This window comes from Streptomyces sp. 2131.1 (assembly GCF_900105515.1).
Taxonomy (GTDB): Bacteria; Actinomycetota; Actinomycetes; order Streptomycetales; family Streptomycetaceae; genus Streptomyces; species Streptomyces drozdowiczii.
This window is the reverse complement of sequence record NZ_FNSY01000001.1, coordinates 5,255,938-5,271,399: the sequence shown is the minus strand read 5'-3', so window position 1 is coordinate 5,271,399 and position 15,462 is coordinate 5,255,938. Positions and strand designations below refer to the sequence as shown.

At 72.1% G+C, this 15,462-nt stretch carries 16 protein-coding genes; 7 read left to right on the top strand and 9 right to left on the bottom strand.

The annotated features are described in order from the left end of the window. The first annotated feature begins 61 nt into the window (after positions 1-61). Both pknB and BLW14_RS23680 read left to right on the top strand, forming a co-directional pair. Positions 62-2,014 (top strand): Stk1 family PASTA domain-containing Ser/Thr kinase, encoded by a 1,953-nt coding sequence (pknB, locus tag BLW14_RS23685; RefSeq protein ID WP_093710832.1) that lies wholly within the window; start codon positions 62-64, stop codon positions 2,012-2,014. An 8-nt stretch (positions 2,015-2,022) separates the two neighbouring features. Further along, the gene (locus tag BLW14_RS23680) at positions 2,023-2,880 is read left to right on the top strand and encodes a deoxyribonuclease IV (RefSeq protein ID WP_093709199.1); all 858 of its coding nucleotides are present in this window, start codon (positions 2,023-2,025) and stop codon (positions 2,878-2,880) included. 22 nt (positions 2,881-2,902) lie between these two features. On the opposite strand, the gene BLW14_RS23675 is transcribed toward BLW14_RS23680, so the two are convergent. After that, positions 2,903-3,535, bottom strand: a complete 633-nt coding sequence (locus tag BLW14_RS23675; protein ID WP_093709198.1) for a sulfite oxidase-like oxidoreductase — start codon at positions 3,533-3,535, stop codon at positions 2,903-2,905. Positions 3,536-3,688: 153 nt separating this feature from the next. On the opposite strand from BLW14_RS23675, the gene bfr reads away from it, so the two are divergent. Continuing rightward, positions 3,689-4,168 (top strand): bacterioferritin, encoded by a 480-nt coding sequence (bfr, locus tag BLW14_RS23670; protein WP_093709197.1) that lies wholly within the window; start codon positions 3,689-3,691, stop codon positions 4,166-4,168. Positions 4,169-4,174: 6 nt separating this feature from the next. On the opposite strand, the gene BLW14_RS23665 is transcribed toward bfr, so the two are convergent. Continuing rightward, a complete protein-coding gene (locus BLW14_RS23665) occupies positions 4,175-4,411 on the bottom strand; it encodes a (2Fe-2S)-binding protein (protein ID WP_093709196.1) in 237 nt (78 codons plus the stop codon). A gap of 168 nt (positions 4,412-4,579) precedes the next feature. After that, a complete protein-coding gene (locus tag BLW14_RS23660; RefSeq protein ID WP_177154239.1) occupies positions 4,580-5,926 on the bottom strand; it encodes a class II 3-deoxy-7-phosphoheptulonate synthase in 1,347 nt (448 codons plus the stop codon). A 105-nt stretch (positions 5,927-6,031) separates the two neighbouring features. Here BLW14_RS23660 and BLW14_RS35770 point away from each other — a divergent pair, with 105 nt between their 5' ends. Together BLW14_RS35770 and BLW14_RS23650 are read left to right on the top strand one after the other, a co-directional pair. Continuing rightward, positions 6,032-6,088 carry a trp operon leader peptide gene (locus BLW14_RS35770; protein ID WP_073735655.1) on the top strand — a complete coding sequence of 19 codons (57 nt, stop codon included), beginning with the start codon at positions 6,032-6,034 and terminating at the stop codon, positions 6,086-6,088. Positions 6,089-6,200: 112 nt separating this feature from the next. Beyond that, entirely contained in the window at positions 6,201-8,069 is a 1,869-nt protein-coding gene (locus tag BLW14_RS23650) for an anthranilate synthase family protein (RefSeq protein WP_093710831.1), read from the top strand. A 28-nt stretch (positions 8,070-8,097) separates the two neighbouring features. Here BLW14_RS23650 and BLW14_RS23645 read toward each other — a convergent pair whose 3' ends face one another. The 4 genes from BLW14_RS23645 to BLW14_RS23630 all read right to left on the bottom strand — a co-directional run bounded on the left by BLW14_RS23645 (position 8,098) and on the right by BLW14_RS23630 (position 11,881). Further along, positions 8,098-9,102 (bottom strand): 2-hydroxyacid dehydrogenase, encoded by a 1,005-nt coding sequence (locus tag BLW14_RS23645; protein WP_093709194.1) that lies wholly within the window; start codon positions 9,100-9,102, stop codon positions 8,098-8,100. Between the two features lie 78 nt (positions 9,103-9,180). Beyond that, a complete protein-coding gene (locus tag BLW14_RS23640) occupies positions 9,181-9,873 on the bottom strand; it encodes a response regulator (protein ID WP_093709193.1) in 693 nt (230 codons plus the stop codon). Then, a complete protein-coding gene (gene macS, locus BLW14_RS23635) occupies positions 9,870-11,102 on the bottom strand; it encodes a MacS family sensor histidine kinase (RefSeq protein ID WP_093709192.1) in 1,233 nt (410 codons plus the stop codon). The genes BLW14_RS23640 and macS overlap by 4 nt, the downstream gene beginning before the upstream one ends. Before the next feature lie 44 nt (positions 11,103-11,146). Continuing rightward, positions 11,147-11,881, bottom strand: coding sequence for a lysophospholipid acyltransferase family protein (locus BLW14_RS23630; RefSeq protein ID WP_207925554.1), 735 nt, complete (start codon positions 11,879-11,881; stop codon positions 11,147-11,149). Positions 11,882-12,105: 224 nt separating this feature from the next. Here BLW14_RS23630 and BLW14_RS23625 point away from each other — a divergent pair, with 224 nt between their 5' ends. Both BLW14_RS23625 and BLW14_RS23620 read left to right on the top strand, forming a co-directional pair. Then, on the top strand, positions 12,106-12,897 hold the full coding sequence (locus BLW14_RS23625; protein WP_093709190.1) for an alpha/beta hydrolase: 792 nt from the start codon (positions 12,106-12,108) through the stop codon (positions 12,895-12,897). Beyond that, positions 12,890-13,555 (top strand): hypothetical protein, encoded by a 666-nt coding sequence (locus BLW14_RS23620; RefSeq protein WP_093709189.1) that lies wholly within the window; start codon positions 12,890-12,892, stop codon positions 13,553-13,555. Before BLW14_RS23625 ends, BLW14_RS23620 begins: the two co-directional genes overlap by 8 nt. A gap of 13 nt (positions 13,556-13,568) precedes the next feature. Here BLW14_RS23620 and BLW14_RS23615 read toward each other — a convergent pair whose 3' ends face one another. Beyond that, complete coding sequence (locus BLW14_RS23615; RefSeq protein ID WP_093709188.1) at positions 13,569-14,321, bottom strand: endonuclease/exonuclease/phosphatase family protein; 753 nt, start codon at positions 14,319-14,321, stop codon at positions 13,569-13,571. A gap of 135 nt (positions 14,322-14,456) precedes the next feature. After that, on the bottom strand, positions 14,457-15,398 hold the full coding sequence (locus tag BLW14_RS23610) for an ROK family glucokinase (RefSeq protein WP_093709187.1): 942 nt from the start codon (positions 15,396-15,398) through the stop codon (positions 14,457-14,459). Between the last annotated feature and the right edge of the window lie 64 nt (positions 15,399-15,462).

Below are 15,462 nucleotides of genomic sequence, written 5' to 3'. Positions count from 1 at the left end.
TACTGCGCCGGGTTCGCCCCACGGCGGCGGGCCTGTCCGTGGCGGCTCGTAGACTCGCATGGTGGATACGACCCTCCAGGACCCCCTCGTCGGGCAGCTGCTCGACGGCCGCTACCGCGTCGATGCCCGCATCGCCGTGGGCGGCATGGCCACGGTCTACCGGGCCATGGACACCCGGCTCGACCGGGTGCTCGCCCTCAAGGTGATGCACCCGGCGCTCGCGACCGACGCCTCGTTCGTCGAGCGCTTCATCCGCGAGGCCAAGTCGGTGGCGCACCTCGCCCACCCCAACGTGGTCGGGGTCTTCGACCAGGGCGCCCAGGGTCAGTACGTCTACCTGGCGATGGAGTACGTCGCCGGGTGCACGCTGCGCGATGTGCTCAGCGAGCGCGGCGCGCTGCAGCCGCGGGCAGCGCTGGACATCCTGGAGTCGGTCCTCGCCGCCCTCGGCGCCGCGCACCGGGCGGGCTTCGTGCACCGCGACATGAAGCCGGAGAACGTGCTCATCGGGGACGACGGCCGGGTCAAGGTCGCCGACTTCGGGCTGGTCAGGGCCGTGGACGCGGTGACGAACACCACCGGGACGATCCTCGGCACCGTCTCGTACCTCGCCCCGGAGCAGATCGAGCACGGCACGGCGGACACCCGCGCCGACGTGTACGCCTGCGGCGTCGTGCTGTACGAGATGCTGACCGGCGACAAGCCGCGCGACGGGGAGTCCCCCGCCCAGGTCATCTACCAGCATCTGAACGAGGACGTGCCGCCCCCGTCGGCGGTCGTCCCGGGCCTCGCGCCCGAGCTGGACGAGCTGGTGGCGAGCGCCACCGCCCGCTCGCTCGAAATCCGCCCGTTCGACGCGGTGGCGCTGCTCGCCGAGGCCCGCCGGGCGCGCGCCGCCCTGACGGACGCGCAGCTCGACGCCGTACCGCCGCGCGCCCTGACCGCGGCGCGGGACGCGGACGCGGGCGACGGCCCGGACGACGAGGCGGAGCGGGCCGACTCCCGGACGACGGTGATCCCCCGGGTGCTTCCCACGCACCTGGGCACCGCCCACCACACCAACCGGCTGGAGATGCCCCCGCCGCAGGACCCGGCGCCGCCCCGGCGGACCGGCCCGCTCGGCAGTCCGCGGCGCGGGCTGATCGCGGCCGTCCTGGCGGTGCTGCTGGTCCTGGGCGTCGGCGGCGGCGTCTGGTACATCAACTCCGGGCAGTTCACCAAGGTCCCCTCGGTGCTGAGCCAGACCGAGGAGGCGGCGAAGAAGCGGCTCTCGGACGCCGGTCTGGAGCTTAAGGGCGTGAAGCGCGCCTACAGCGACACCGTCGACCGGGGCAAGGTGATCAGCAGCGACCCGAAGTCCGGCGCGCGGATCAGGGACAACGGCTCGGTGTCGCTCGTCGTCTCGCGCGGCCCCAAGATCATCGAGGTGCCCGACGTCGAGGGCGTCCGGCTCGCCGACGCCAAGCGGCAGCTGAAGAAGGTGGGCCTGCTCCCCGGCATGGTCACCAAGGAGTTCAGCGACGAGGTGGCGGCCGGCGAGGTGCTGCGTACGAACCCCCGGGCGGGCACCGAGCGCCACCCGGACTCGGCGGTCGCGATCGTGGTCTCCAAGGGCGCCCCCGTCGACGTCCCGGACGTCACCGGGCTCTCCGTCGACGACGCCACCGCCGCGCTGGCCGACGAGGGGCTGAAGGCCGAGGTGGTCCCCGGCCGGGTGCACTCGCCGGAGGACAAGGGCGACATCGCGCGCCAGTCGCCGGGCGAGGGCACGGAGGCGGCCGAGGGCGACACCGTCAAGCTGACGGTGTCCGACGGGCCCCGGATGATCGACGTACCGGACGTGGTCGGCAAGGACGTCGACGAGGCGAGCGACGAGCTGGAGGCGGCGGGCTTCGAGGTCAAGGTCCACCGCAGTTTCCCCTTCATCAGTGACAAGATCGCCGGCCAGTCCGTGGACGGCGGCGACCAGGCCCCCGAGGGCAGCACCATCACCATCAAGACCAAGGGACTGTAGAGATCCGTATGCGCAACCCAGTCGGCGGCCATGTGCCGGTGGCCGGCGGCCTCGCCAAGGTCGGCCTCCCGTATGCCCGCGAGATGGGCGCCGAGGCCGTCCAGGTCTTCGTCGCCAACCCGCGCGGCTGGGCCACCCCGGCCGGCAACCCGGCGCAGGACGAGCTGTTCCGCGCCCAGTGCGCCGCCGAGGCGGTACCGGCGTACGTGCACGCCCCGTACCTGATCAACTTCGGCTCGCACACCCCGGCGACGGTGGAGCGGTCCGTGGAGTCGCTGCGCCACTCGCTGCGGCGGGCCCGGGAGATCGGCGCGCTGGGCGTCGTGGTGCACACCGGTTCGGCGACCGGCGGGCGGCCCCGCGAGGAGGCGCTGGCCCAGGTGCGGACACACATGCGGCCGCTGCTGGACGAGCTGACGCACGACGACGACCCGTTCCTGCTGCTGGAGTCGACGGCCGGCCAGGGCTCCTCGCTCTGCTCGCGAACCTGGGACTTCGGCCCGTACTTCGAGGCGCTGGACGCCCATCCGAAGCTCGGGGTCTGCCTGGACACCTGCCACATCTTCGCGGCGGGGCACGACCTCGCCGGGCCGGGCGGGATGAAGGAGACGCTGGACCTGCTGGTGGAGACGGTCGGCGAGGGCAGGCTGAAGCTCATCCACGCCAATGACTCCAAGGACGTCTCCGGCGCCCACAAGGACCGGCACGAGAACATCGGCTCGGGTCACATCGGTGAAGAGCCGTTCCGCGAGCTCTTCAGCCACCCCGCCACCGAGGGCGTGCCGCTGGTGATCGAGACACCGGGCGGCAAGGAGGGGCACGCGGCGGACGTGGCGCGGCTCCAGGCGCTGCGCGACGGCAGCTGATCCCGCCGCCGTCCGGCGCCGGTCAGAGCTCGGGGCCGTCCCCGGGCTCCTCCTGGTAGGAGTAGCGCTGCTCCTGCCAGGGGTCGCCGATGTTGTGGTAGCCGCGCTCCTCCCAGAAGCCGCGGCGGTCGGCGGTCATGTACTCGATGCCCCGGACCCACTTGGGGCCCTTCCACGCGTACAGGTGGGGGACGACGAGGCGGAGCGGGAAGCCGTGTTCGGCGGTGAGCAGTTCGCCGCCCTTATGGGTGGCGAAAAGGGTCCGGTCGGAGAGGAAGTCGTCGAGCCGGAGGTTCGAGCTGAAGCCGTACTCGGCCCAGACCATCACATGGGTGACCTGGGGGGCGGGCGGGGCGAGGGCGACGACGTCGCGGGCGAGCACACCGCCCCACTCGGCGCCCAGCATGCTGAATTTGGTCACGCAGTGCAGATCGGCGACGACCGAGGAGAACGGCAGCGCCGAGAATTCCTCGTGGTTCCAGCAGCACTTCTCACCGTCGGCGGTCGCGCCGAAGACCCGGAATTCCCAGCGTTCCGGTTTGAACTTGGGCACCGGCCCGTAGTGGGTCACCGGCCATCCGCGCTGCAGCCGCTGGCCCGGCGGAAGCTCGGACTGCTCTGACGCGCGGTGTTCCCGGCTTTCCGGCTGACCCATGACTCCATGGTGACAGACAGGCAGGGGTGGTCGTGACCAGGGCGAAGCCGATTCGGGCAACTCGTACTAAGCATGCACTTACTGGACGGTCACCGGGAGCGATGCGAGGATGCCGCCAACGTGCCCAGTTCCCGGTTGGAAGGAGCCTCTGCGATGCAGGGCGACCCCGAGGTCATCGAGTTCCTGAATGAACAGCTGACCGCCGAATTGACTGCCATCAACCAGTACTTCCTGCACGCCAAGATGCAGGACAACTTCGGCTGGACCAAGCTCGCGAAATACACGCGCGCCGAGTCCTTCGACGAGATGAAGCACGCGGAGATCCTGACCGACCGCATTCTCTTCCTCGACGGCCTGCCGAACTATCAGCGGCTCTTCCACGTGCGCGTGGGCCAGACGGTCACCGAGATGTTCCAGGCGGACCGGCAGGTCGAGGTGGAGGCGATCGACCGCCTCAAGCGCGGCATCGAGCTGATGCGGAACAAGGGCGACATCACGTCGGCGAACATCTTCGAGTCGATCCTCGCGGACGAGGAGCACCACATCGACTACCTCGACACCCAGCTGGACCTGGTCGAGAAGCTCGGGGAGCCGCTGTACATCGCCCAGCTCATCGAGCAGCCGGAGAGCTGATCCCCCTCAGGCGGCTTCGGGGAGCCCTTCCACGGGAGCGGTGGCGGGCGTCTGCTTCCGGTCCAGGAGCTCCCGGCGCGGGCAGGCGCCGCGGCCGAGCATCGCCTGGATGGTGCGGACACAGCCGCCGCAGTCCGTGCCGGCCTTGGAGGCGGAGGCGATCTGGCGGGGCGTGCAAGCCCCGGCTGCCGCATGGTCCTTGACCTGCTGCTCCGTAACGCCGAAGCACGAGCAGACGTACATGCGGTTCACCTCCCGGGCGGGGACGGGTCGTGGGCGCCGCCCCGATGATCGGTGAGGCTAACCTAACCTTACCCGTCGCGCGCGGGCGGTAAAAGCCCCGGAACGCCCTGTGGGGCACGGATCACATCGATCCGTGCCCCACAGTCGTACGGGTGCCGCTCGCGACGCCTACTGGTCGCGGTACATCTCGGCGACGAGGAAGGCCAGGTCGAGCGACTGGCTGCGGTTGAGCCGGGGGTCGCAGGCCGTCTCGTAGCGCTGGTGGAGGTCGTCCACGAAGATCTCGTGGCCGCCGCCGACGCACTCGGTGACGTCGTCGCCGGTCAGCTCGACGTGGATGCCGCCCGGGTGCGTGCCGAGGCCCTTGTGGACCTCGAAGAAGCCCTTGACCTCGTCCAGGACGTCGTCGAAGCGGCGCGTCTTGTGGCCGGAGGCGGCCTCGAAGGTGTTGCCGTGCATCGGGTCGGTCACCCAGGCGACGGTGGCGCCGGAGGCGGTGACCTTCTCGACCAGCTCGGGCAGCTTGTCGCGGACCTTGTCGGCGCCCATGCGGACGATGAAGGTCAGCCGGCCGGGCTCGCGCTCGGGGTCGAGGCGCTCGACGTAGCCCAGCGCCTCGTCGACGGTGGTCGTCGGGCCGAGCTTGATCCCGATGGGGTTGCGGACCCTGGCGGCGAACTCGATGTGCGCGCCGTCCATCTGGCGGGTGCGCTCACCGATCCACACCATGTGGCCCGAGGTGTCGTACAGCTCGCCGGTGCGCGAGTCGGTGCGGGTCAGCGCCGTCTCGTAGTCGAGGAGCAGCGCCTCGTGGGAGGCGTAGAACTCGACGGCCTTGAACTCGGCGGGGTCGGTGCCGCAGGCCTTCATGAAGTTCAGCGCGTTGTCGATCTCGCGGGCCAGGGCCTCGTAGCGCTGGCCGGACGGGGACGACTTCACGAAGTCCTGGTTCCACGCGTGCACCTGGCGCAGGTCGGCGTAGCCGCCGGTGGTGAAGGCGCGCACGAGGTTCAGCGTGGAGGCGGACGCGTGGTACATCCGCTTCAGGCGCTCGGGGTCCGGGACCCGGTCGGCCTCGGTGAAGGCGAAGCCGTTGACGGAGTCGCCGCGGTAGGTCGGCAGGGTCACGCCGTCGCGGGTCTCGGTCGGCTTGGAGCGCGGCTTGGAGTACTGGCCGGCGATCCGGCCGACCTTGACGACGGGCACGGAGGCCGCGTAGGTGAGGACGGCGCTCATCTGGAGCAGCGTCTTGAGCTTCGCCCGGATGTGCTCGGCCGACACGGCGTCGAAGGCCTCGGCGCAGTCGCCGCCCTGCAACAGGAACGCCTCGCCCTTGGCGACGGCTGCCATACGGGCACGCAGCTGGTCGCACTCGCCCGCGAAGACGAGCGGCGGATACGACGCGAGGTCCGCGAGCACATCGCGCAGGGCCTCGGAGTCGGGGTACTCGGGCTGCTGCGCCGCGGGAAGGTCTCGCCAGGTGTTGCCACCGGCGACGGAGGTATTGGCGTTCACGGTCACGGGCCCCACATTACGGGGTCGCGCCCCTTGCTTTTCCGGGTTGCCCAGTGACTGAGACGCACGTCTCGGCCCGGGCCCGGGTGGGTTAGGGTACGGAGCATGTTCGCGCACTCGACCCGTAACTGGTGGTGGACCGCTCATCCGGCGGCCCACTGATCGCGCGTTCGCACTGACGCAGAGGCCGCCCGAGGGGCGGCCTTTTCCGTGTCCGCGGGCCGTTCCTCCCAGCTGATCCACCTGGAAGGAACCACACCCCGTGAACACCGGCATGAGCATCGACAGACTCCTCGGCGAGGACTGCCCGCCCTTCGCCCTGCTGCGCCGCCGCACCCCCGGCCACGACCACGACACCGTCGAGGTACTGATCGGCCGGGTGCACGAGGCGGACCGGCTCGCCGACATCCCCGTCGGCGAGCGGCCCTCGCTGGCACTGGTCCCGTTCCGGCAGATCGCGGAGCGCGGCTTCGACGTACGCGACGACGGCACACCGCTGTCCGTCCTGGTCGCCGACGAGTCGTACACGCTGACCCTCGACGAGGCGCTGGAGCGGCTGCCGCGCCACGAAGTCCACGTGGAGGACGGGGAGTTCGACGTCAGCGACGAGGAGTACGCCGGGACCGTGCGGCGGGTCATCGAGGACGAGATCGGCCGGGGCGAGGGCGCGAACTTCGTGATCCGGCGGACGTTCCGGGGGCGGATCGACGGGTTCGGCCGGGCGGACGCGCTGGCCCTGTTCCGACGGCTGCTCGCGGGCGAGCGGGGCGCGTACTGGACGTTCGTCGTGCACACCGGGGACCGTGTGCTCGTCGGCGCCAGCCCCGAGGTGCACGTACGGATGTCCGGCGGGACCGTCGTGATGAACCCGATCAGCGGGACCTACCGCTATCCCGCCGAGGGGCCCACCCCCGAGGGCCTGCTCGCCTTCCTCGGTGACCGCAAGGAGACCGAGGAGCTCTCCATGGTGGTCGACGAGGAACTGAAGATGATGTGCACGGTCGGCGACATGGGCGGGGTGGTGATCGGCCCGCGTCTGAAGGAGATGGCCCATCTCGCGCACACCGAGTACGAGTTGCGCGGACGTTCCTCGCTGGACGTACGGGAGGTCCTGAAGGAGACCATGTTCGCGGCGACCGTCACCGGCTCCCCCGTGCAGAACGCCTGCCGCGTCATCGAGCGGTACGAGGCCGGCGGGCGCGGCTACTACGCGGGCGCGCTGGCCCTGCTGCGCCGGGAGCCGGACGGCACCCAGAGCCTGGACTCGCCGATCCTGATCCGCACCGCCGACATCGACGCCGACGGCACGCTGCGGGTGCCGGTCGGGGCGACGCTGGTGCGCCACTCGGAGCCGGACGGCGAGGTCGCCGAGACCCACGCGAAGGCCGCCGGGGTGCTGTCCGCCCTCGGCGTGCGCCCGGCCCGGCCCGAGGCGGAGCGGGAGCGGCCCCGGCTGGCCGCCGATCCCCGGGTGCGGGACGCCCTGGACGCCCGGCGCGACGGGCTCGCCCCGTTCTGGCTGCGGATGCAGGAGCGCGCCGCCGACCGCGCCGGCCACGCCCTGGTGGTGGACGGCGAGGACACGTTCACCGCGATGCTCGGGCACCTGCTGCGCGCCTCGGGGCTGGACGTCACCGTGCGCCGCTACGACGAGCCTGGGCTGCGCGAGGCGGTGCGGGCGCACGAGGGGCCCGTGGTGCTGGGCCCCGGGCCGGGGAATCCGGGGGACGCGGCCGACCCGAAGATGCGGCTGCTGCGCGCGATGGCCGCGGAGCTGCTGCGGGACCACCGGCACGGGCTGCTCGGTGTGTGCCTGGGCCATGAGCTGATCGCGGCGGAGCTGGGCCTGGAGATCGTCCGCAAGGCGGTGCCGTACCAGGGTGCGCAGACCCGTATCGAGCTGTTCGGGCGGCCCGAGACGGTCGGCTTCTACAACAGCTTCACCGCGCGCTGCGACGACTCCGGGGCGGCGGAGCTGGCCGCACACGGCATCGAGGTGAGCCGGGACGCGGTCTCCGGTGAGCTGCACGCGCTGCGCGGGGCCGGGTTCGCCTCGGTGCAGTTCCACCCGGAGTCGGTGCTGACGCTGCGCGGTGCGGCGATCGTGACCGAGCTGCTGGCGGCGCTGCCGGTACGCGGCTGAGGCGCGGCCGTTCCGGGTCCTGGCGGGGTCAGGACCCGGGGCGGGCGGGGACCAGGACGTTCTCGCTGCGGCGGCCGGCCAGGTAGTCGTCGACGTTCTTCACGGTGGCGTCGATGATCTGGCCGACCGCGTCCTCGGTGTAGTACGCCTGGTGCGAGGTGACGATGACGTTCGGGAAGGTGACGAGCCGGGCCAGGGTGTCGTCGTCGACACCCTCCAGCGACTTGTCCAGGAAGAACAGCCCGGCCTCCGCCTCGTACACGTCGAGTCCCACGCCCAGGAATCGCCCCCCGCGCAGCTCGACGACGAGGGCCGAGGTGTCGATGAGGCCGCCACGGCTGGAGTTGACCAGGATCGCGTCGTCCTTCATCAGGGCGAGGGCGTCCTTGTCGATGAGGTGGTGGGTCGCCGGGAGCAGCGGCACGTGCAGGGAGACCAGGTCGGCCTCGGCGAGCAGCCGCTCCTTGTCGACGTAGCGCATGCCCAGCTCGACACAGGCCGGGTTCTCGGCGACGTCCCAGCCGAGCAGCTTCATGCCGAAGCCGTGGGCGATCCGGGTGAACGCCTCGCCGATCTTGCCGGTGCCGATGACGCCGGCCGTGCGGCCGTGCATGTCGCGGCCGAGGAGCCCGTCGAGCCGGAAGTCGAAGTCGCGGGTGCGGCTCGCGGCGCGGATCACCCGGCGGTTGGCCGCCATGGCGAGGGTCCAGGCGAACTCGGCGACCGAGTACGGCGAGTAGTACGAGACCCGGGCGACGCGCAGGGCGAGGCGCTCGGCGACGTCCAGGTCGATGTTGTTGAAGCCGGTGGACCGCTGGGCGATCAGCTGGGTGCCGCCGGCCGCGAGGGTCTGGAGCACGGCGCCGCCCAGGTCGGCGTTGACGCTCGTGGAGACGATTTCGTAGCCCGCGGCGATGGGCGCGGTGTCGCGGTTCAGGAAGACGTCGAGGCACCGGACTTCGTGCTTCCCGGCGAAGGCCTTCTCGATCAGCGGCTTCTCGTCGGACTGCACTCCGAAGGCCAGGATCTCCACGGCGTCTCCCCTGTCTGCGTGCTGCGCGGCCGGTCCTCGCGAATATACGGCGGGACGGCCCGCCGCGCCGCTCAGGCCCTACGCGTCGTCGAGTCCGCGCTCTATGGCGTACCGGACCAGCTCGACCCTGTTGTGCAGCTGGAGCTTGCCCAGGGTGTTCTGGACGTGGTTCTGCACGGTGCGGTGCGAGATGACGAGCCGCTCCGCGATCTGCTTGTACGAGAGCCCCTTGGCCACCAGCCGCAGCACCTCGGTCTCCCGGTCGGTCAGCTCCGGGGCCTTCGGCTCGTCGGACGCGGCCGGGGCGGGCTCCGAGGCCAGCCTGCGGTACTCGCCGAGCACCAGGCCGGCCAGGCCCGGGGTGAAGACCGCGTCGCCGGCGGCGGTGCGGCGGACGGCCTCGGTCAGCTCCTGGGTGCTCGCCGACTTCATCAGGTAGCCGGTGGCGCCGGACTTGACCGCCTCCAGGACGTCGGCGTGCTCCCCGCTGGCGGAGAGCACCAGCACCCGCAGTCCGGGCTGGGCGCCGACGAGCTCCTTGCAGACCTGGACCCCGGGCATGCCGGGCAGGTTGAGGTCGAGGACCATCACGTCCGGGGTGACCGCACCGGCCCGGCGGACGGCCTGCGGGCCGTCCCCGGCGGTGGCCACCACGTCGAAGCCGGCCTCGGCGAGGTCGCGGGCCACGGCGTCGCGCCACATCGGGTGGTCGTCGACCACCATCACCCTGATCGCCCGCTGCCCGGCGTCCTCTTCGTGTGTCGCGCTCATCGGACCGAACCCGCCTTCCCCCGTGGAACCTTAGGAACCTTCAATTCGACCTCGGTGCCCTGGCCGGGCACCGAGATCAGTTCTGCCGTACCGCCCAGGTCGCGCAGCCGGCCGCGGATCGACAGGGCGACCCCGAGCCGCCCCTCCCCCTCGGCCTGCGCGAGCCGCCCCTCGGGGATCCCGGGTCCGTCGTCCCGGACCGTGACGATGACCTCGTCCGGCCAGTCCTCCAGCAGGATCCACGCCTGGGCGTCCTCCCCCGCGTGCACCCGGACATTGTCCAGGGCGGCGCCGACCGCCGCCGCCACTTCCGCGGCCGCCGGGGCCGGAAGCAGGACCGGTGCGCCCGGCTCGGCGAAGCTGGTCCGGGATCCGGCGTGCGGGGCGAGCAGCGTCCGCAGATCGGTCTCGCCGCCGTCCCCGTCGCCCGGCTCGTCCTCGTCCGCCTCGACGGTGCGCACGACGGCACCCTCGGAGGCGTCCTCGGAGACCCGGGTGGGGGGCACGAGGCCGCTGGAGACCAGGGTGCGCAGGGCGACCTCCTGCTCCCCGGCCATCCGGCCCAGCTCCGCCGCCTCGCCGCCGAGCGCGGTGCCCCGCCGCTGCACCATCGCGAGGACCTGGAGGACGCTGTCGTGGATGTCCCGGGCCAGGCGTTCCCGTTCGCGGGTGGCGGCCTCGATCTCCAGGGCGCGGGCGAGGGTGCGCTCACTGGCGCGGGCGACCTCGACGACGTACCCGATGGCGATGGAGGCGACCCAGACCAGCATCACGTTGTGCAGGGTGTCGCGGCTGGGCTCGCCGCGCTCGATGAGGTTGGCGACGGCGACCAGGCTGGAGGCGAAGCCAGCCCAGCGCCAGCCGCCCTTGATCGCGAAGGCCAGGACGGAACCGGCGGTCCAGATCGACGGCAGGGTCGGTCCGTCGATGTGCTGCGCCTGGAGATCGGCGAGCGGCGTGACGACGATGCCGGTCAGCGCGATGGCCAGGTCCGCGCCCAGGAAGCGCTTGGTGCAGGCGGCGGCGCTGCCCACCTTCGGCAGGGTGGCGAGCGTCCAGACGGTCATCAGCGACAGGAACGTGATCGCTATCCAGGGCCGCTCGTAGTCGTGCCGGGCGAAGGCGGCGAGCAGGAGCGCGTAGAGCATCGTCAGAACGCGGTACGCCGTCAGGGCACGCCACAGCGGCTGCTCCACCGACATCCGCACCACGCGTACGCGTTTGACCATGCTGTTCTCCCCCGTCGTCCCCCGGCGGACCGCCGCGCCCCGCCTCAGGCGCGGTCGCCGTCCGTCTTCTTCGCGGCCTCGGACCGGCGCTTGGCCTCGTCGGCGATCTGCCGCTTGGCGGCGGTCGCGTAGATGTCGACGTACTCCTGGCCCGAGAGCTTCATGATCTCGTACATCACCTCGTCGGTGACCGAGCGCAGGATGAAGCGGTCGCCCTCCATGCCGTGGTAGCGGCTGAAGTCGAGCGGCTTGCCGATGCGGATGCCGGGGCGCATCAGCTTGGGCACGACCTGGCCGGGCGGCTGGATCTTCTCCGTGTCGATCATCGCGACGGGGATCACCGGGGCCCCGGTCGCGAGCGCGACCCGGGCCAGTCCGCCGGGCTTGCCCCGGTAGAGCCGGCCGTCCGGCGACCGGGTGCCCTCCGGGTAGATACCGAAGAGGCCGCCGCTCTCGATGACCTGGATGCCCGCCCGGATCGCCGCCTCGCCGGCGCCGCGCGCGCCGGAGCGGTCGACGGGGAGCTGGCCGACGCCCTTGAAGAACGCGGCGGTGAGCTTGCCCTTCACGCCCGGCGCGGTGAAGTACTCGGCCTTGGCGATGAAGGTCACCTTGCGGTCCAGGACGGCCGGCAGGAAGAAGGAGTCTGAGAACGACAGGTGGTTGCTGGCGAGGATCGCGGGCCCGCGCGCGGGAATGTTCTCCAGGCCCTCCACCCACGGCCTGAAGGCGAGCTTCAGAGACCCGCCGATGGAGAACTTCATAGCGCCGTAGATCAACTCGGATGCCTCCTGTGTGCTGTCCGACAGACCTTAACCCGAGGCGTCGCCGGTCCCGCCCCTGGCGCGGGCGGGGTGGCCGCACCCGGGGCGGGACCGGCCGGTGACGGCCCTGGTCGGTGTCGGCCCGGTCGCGTACGGTGAAGTAATCCTCGCGCACTCCCGTACACCCTTCCGTACACCCCCTTCACGCTCCCCGCGTGCCTCACGAACAGGAGACCCCGGTGCCGGTCCTTCCCGGAGCCGAGCCGTTCCGCCACGAGGGCGGAGAGGTCGGCGTCCTCCTCTGTCACGGATTCACCGGTTCCCCGCAGTCGCTGCGCCCGTGGGCCGAGTACCTGGCCGAGCGCGGCCTCACGGTCTCGCTGCCGCTGCTGCCCGGGCACGGCACGCGCTGGCAGGACATGCAGGTGACCGGCTGGCAGGACTGGTACGCGGAGGTGGACCGGGAGCTGCGCGGTCTGCTGGAGCGCTGCGCGCGGGTCTTCGTCTTCGGGCTCTCGATGGGCGGGGCGCTGGCGCTGCGCCTGGCCGCGAAGCACGGGGACGCGGTCAGCGGTCTGGTCCTCGTCAATCCGGCCAACAAGGTGCACGGCCTCGCGGCGCACGCGCTGCCGGTGGTCCGCCATCTGGTGCCGACGACGAAGGGCCTGGTCAGCGACATCGCGCTGAAGGGCGTGGCCGAGGTGGGCTACGACCGGGTCCCGCTGCACGCGGCGCACTCGGTGCGGACGTTCTTCCGGCTGGTCGACGGCGGTCTGCCCCAGGTCACCCAGCCGCTCCTGCTGCTGCACAGCCCGCAGGACCATGTCGTGCCGCCCGCCGACTCCGCCCGCATCCTGAGCCGTGTCTCCTCGACGGATGTCCGCGAGGTCCTGCTGGAACAGAGCTACCACGTGGCGACGTTGGACCATGATGCGAAGCGGATCTTCGACGAGAGCCTCGAGTTCATCGGCCGCCTCGCTCCGAGCGAGAACGATCAGGGCGGGAAGAAGGGGAGCACGTCCGGTGGCTGAGCACGACGCGGAACGCGCGGGCAGCGAGGAGGAGCGCGAGCCGCTCCCCGTGGAGGGGGCGGCCGTCGCCGACGACGGCGCCGCCCCGGCACCGGCGGCCCCGGTGGCCGGCGAGGGGGACGGACCGATCGACGAGGAGGCCGCCTGGAAGGCCATCGTCGCGGGGTACGGGGAGGAGCCGCCGGACCCGCCGGGCGCGCGGCCCTTCCGGTCGATCGAGGATCTCGCGCTGCCGGACGACGGTCCGCTGACCGCCCCGGCCGCGGACAAGGGCCTCGGCAAGAAGCCGCCCAGGCCCGAACCGGACCAGGACCGGCCGCTGGGCGGTTCCGTGGTGTTCGCTCCCGGCGTGCGCGGCCCGCGCGACTACGAGCCGGCCGATCCGGATGCCCCCGGCGGGGACGACGACGAGGGGCACTTCGTGCCGCCGGAGCCGCCGCCGCTGCCGGAGGCCGACGTCACGGCGAAGTTCGCCTGGCTCGCGGTGGTCGGCGGCCCGTTGCTGATGCTGGTCGCGGTGCTGCTGTCCTGGGAGATGACCTGGTGGCTGACGACGGTCTGCGTCGGCGGCTTCCTGGGCGGGTTCGTGACGCTCGTGGCGCGGATGAACCCCGACGACGACGGCGACGACGACCCTGGCCGGGGCGCGGTCGTCTGACGACCCGTCCGGATCAGTTGGCCGGCACCCGCAGCGCGGCCAGCACCGGCAGGTGGTCGGTGGCGGCGCGCAGGTCGGCCGCCGGCACCCCGGGCAGCCCGTCCGGGACCCCGCAGCCGAGGACCTCGATGCCGTCGGTGGCGAACACCGCGTCGAGCCGGCGGCGCGGGTCGTGCGCGGGGAAGGTGTACTCGCCGCCCTGCGGCTTCACCTCCCAGCAGTCCTGGTAGCGCCCGGCGAGACGCCTGAAGGCCCGCCCGCTCGGTACGTCGTTGAGGTCGCCGGCGACCACGGCATGCTCCACGCCCAGCGCGTCCACGGTCTCCATCAGCCGCTCGGCCTGGGCCAGGCGCTCCTGCCGCTGGAGGCTCAGGTGGCAGCTGACCACGCCGAGCCGGGCGCCCGCGAACCGGACGACTGCGGTGGCGAAGCCCCTGCGGTGCAGCCCCGGGGTGCGCGGCAGCAGGATGTCCTCGGTGCGCTCGACCGTGGCGCGCAGCGAGCACAGCAGCAGCGGCCCCGCGGCGGTGGCGCCCCCGCCGAGGACCACCAGGTCGGTGGCGGCGGCGAGCCGGGCGGCGTACTTGCGCCAGCGGAAGAACCGCGGCGCCTCCTGGACGAGGACCAGATCGGGGGCGCAGGCGCGGACGACCCGGGCGAGGGCGGCGCTGTCGTCGCGCATCGACCGGATGTTGTAGCTGAGCACGCGGACGACGGCCGAGCCGTCCTGCTCGGTGCGCGAATCGGGCAGCGACATCGTGGCCATGCCCTCACGATACGGCGGACGCCCGCCGCGCCAGGTCGTGTCCGCGAAGTGTCGCCCGGCCCGCCGTTCGTGCGGACGCCCGCCGCTCCCCGAGGGGGCGCGACGGGCGTCCGATGTTTCCGTGATGCGGTGGGCTCAGCCCTGACGGGCCAGGTCCGCGGCCCCCACGAGCCCTGCCTTGCCGCCGAGTTGGGCGGCGAGCACCTGGGCGTGCGGGCGCCACTCGCCGCCGATCAGCCAGCGCCGGAACGACTTGCGGATCGGGTCGAGGACCAGCTCGCCCTCGTCCGAGACGCCGCCGCCGACGATGAAGGCCGACGGGTCGAACAGCGAGGCCAGGTCGGCGAGTCCGGCGCCGGCCCAGCGGGCCAGCTCGCGGAACGAGTCGACGGCCACCGGGCAGCCCTGGCGGGCGGCCTCGCTGATGTGCTTGCCCTCGATGCCGTCCACGGTGCCGTCGCCGAGCCCCAGGAGGATCGGGGCGTTCTCCGGGGTGGCGTTGGCACGCTGCTTCGCGTACCGCACGAGGGCGCGGCCGGAGGCGTACTGCTCCCAGCAGCCCTGGCTGCCGCAGCCGCAGAGCAGACCGTCCGGGACGACCCGGATGTGGCCGAACTCGGCGGCCACGCCGAAGCGTCCGCGGCGCAGCTTGTTGCCGATGATGATGCCGCCGCCGAGGCCCGTGCCCAGCGTGATGCAGATGACGTCGTCGTGCCCCTGGCCGGCACCGAAGCGGTATTCGCCCCAGGCCGCCGCGTTGGCGTCGTTCTCGACGACGACGGGGAGGCCGACGCGCTGCTCGACCTTGTCCTTGAGCGGCTCGTGGCGCCAGTTGATGTTGGGTGCGAACAGCACCGTGGCCCGCTTGTCGTCGACGTAGCCGGCCGCGCCGATGCCGACCGCCTCGACGGGATGCCCCTCGCTTGCGCCGGACACCGCCGCCGCGATCGCGTCCACGATGCCTTCGGCCGTCGGCGGGGTCGGCACCTTGAAGGTCGAGAGGATGTGGCCCTCTTCGTCGACCACTCCAGCTGCGATCTTCGTGCCGCCGATATCGACGCCGATGGTGAGTCCCATGAATCCCTCAGTTCCGGTCGAGCCCCGCTGAGGCAACCGTACCCGAGGCGGGGCCCCGCCCTGT

What these genes read in the sequence shown, in the direction of transcription:
- macS (WP_093709192.1), bottom strand. Translation starts at nt 11,102, where the DNA reads ATGGTCAAACGCGTACGCGTGGTGCGGATGTCGGTGGAGCAGCCGCTG.
- BLW14_RS23665 (WP_093709196.1), bottom strand. Translation starts at nt 4,411, where the DNA reads ATGTACGTCTGCTCGTGCTTCGGCGTTACGGAGCAGCAGGTCAAGGAC.
- BLW14_RS23615 (WP_093709188.1), bottom strand. Translation starts at nt 14,321, where the DNA reads ATGGCCACGATGTCGCTGCCCGATTCGCGCACCGAGCAGGACGGCTCG.
- BLW14_RS23640 (WP_093709193.1), bottom strand. Translation starts at nt 9,873, where the DNA reads ATGAGCGCGACACACGAAGAGGACGCCGGGCAGCGGGCGATCAGGGTG.
- BLW14_RS23675 (WP_093709198.1), bottom strand. Translation starts at nt 3,535, where the DNA reads ATGGGTCAGCCGGAAAGCCGGGAACACCGCGCGTCAGAGCAGTCCGAG.
- BLW14_RS23610 (WP_093709187.1), bottom strand. Translation starts at nt 15,398, where the DNA reads ATGGGACTCACCATCGGCGTCGATATCGGCGGCACGAAGATCGCAGCT.
- bfr (WP_093709197.1), top strand. Translation starts at nt 3,689, where the DNA reads ATGCAGGGCGACCCCGAGGTCATCGAGTTCCTGAATGAACAGCTGACC.
- BLW14_RS23650 (WP_093710831.1), top strand. Translation starts at nt 6,201, where the DNA reads ATGAGCATCGACAGACTCCTCGGCGAGGACTGCCCGCCCTTCGCCCTG.
- BLW14_RS23680 (WP_093709199.1), top strand. Translation starts at nt 2,023, where the DNA reads ATGCGCAACCCAGTCGGCGGCCATGTGCCGGTGGCCGGCGGCCTCGCC.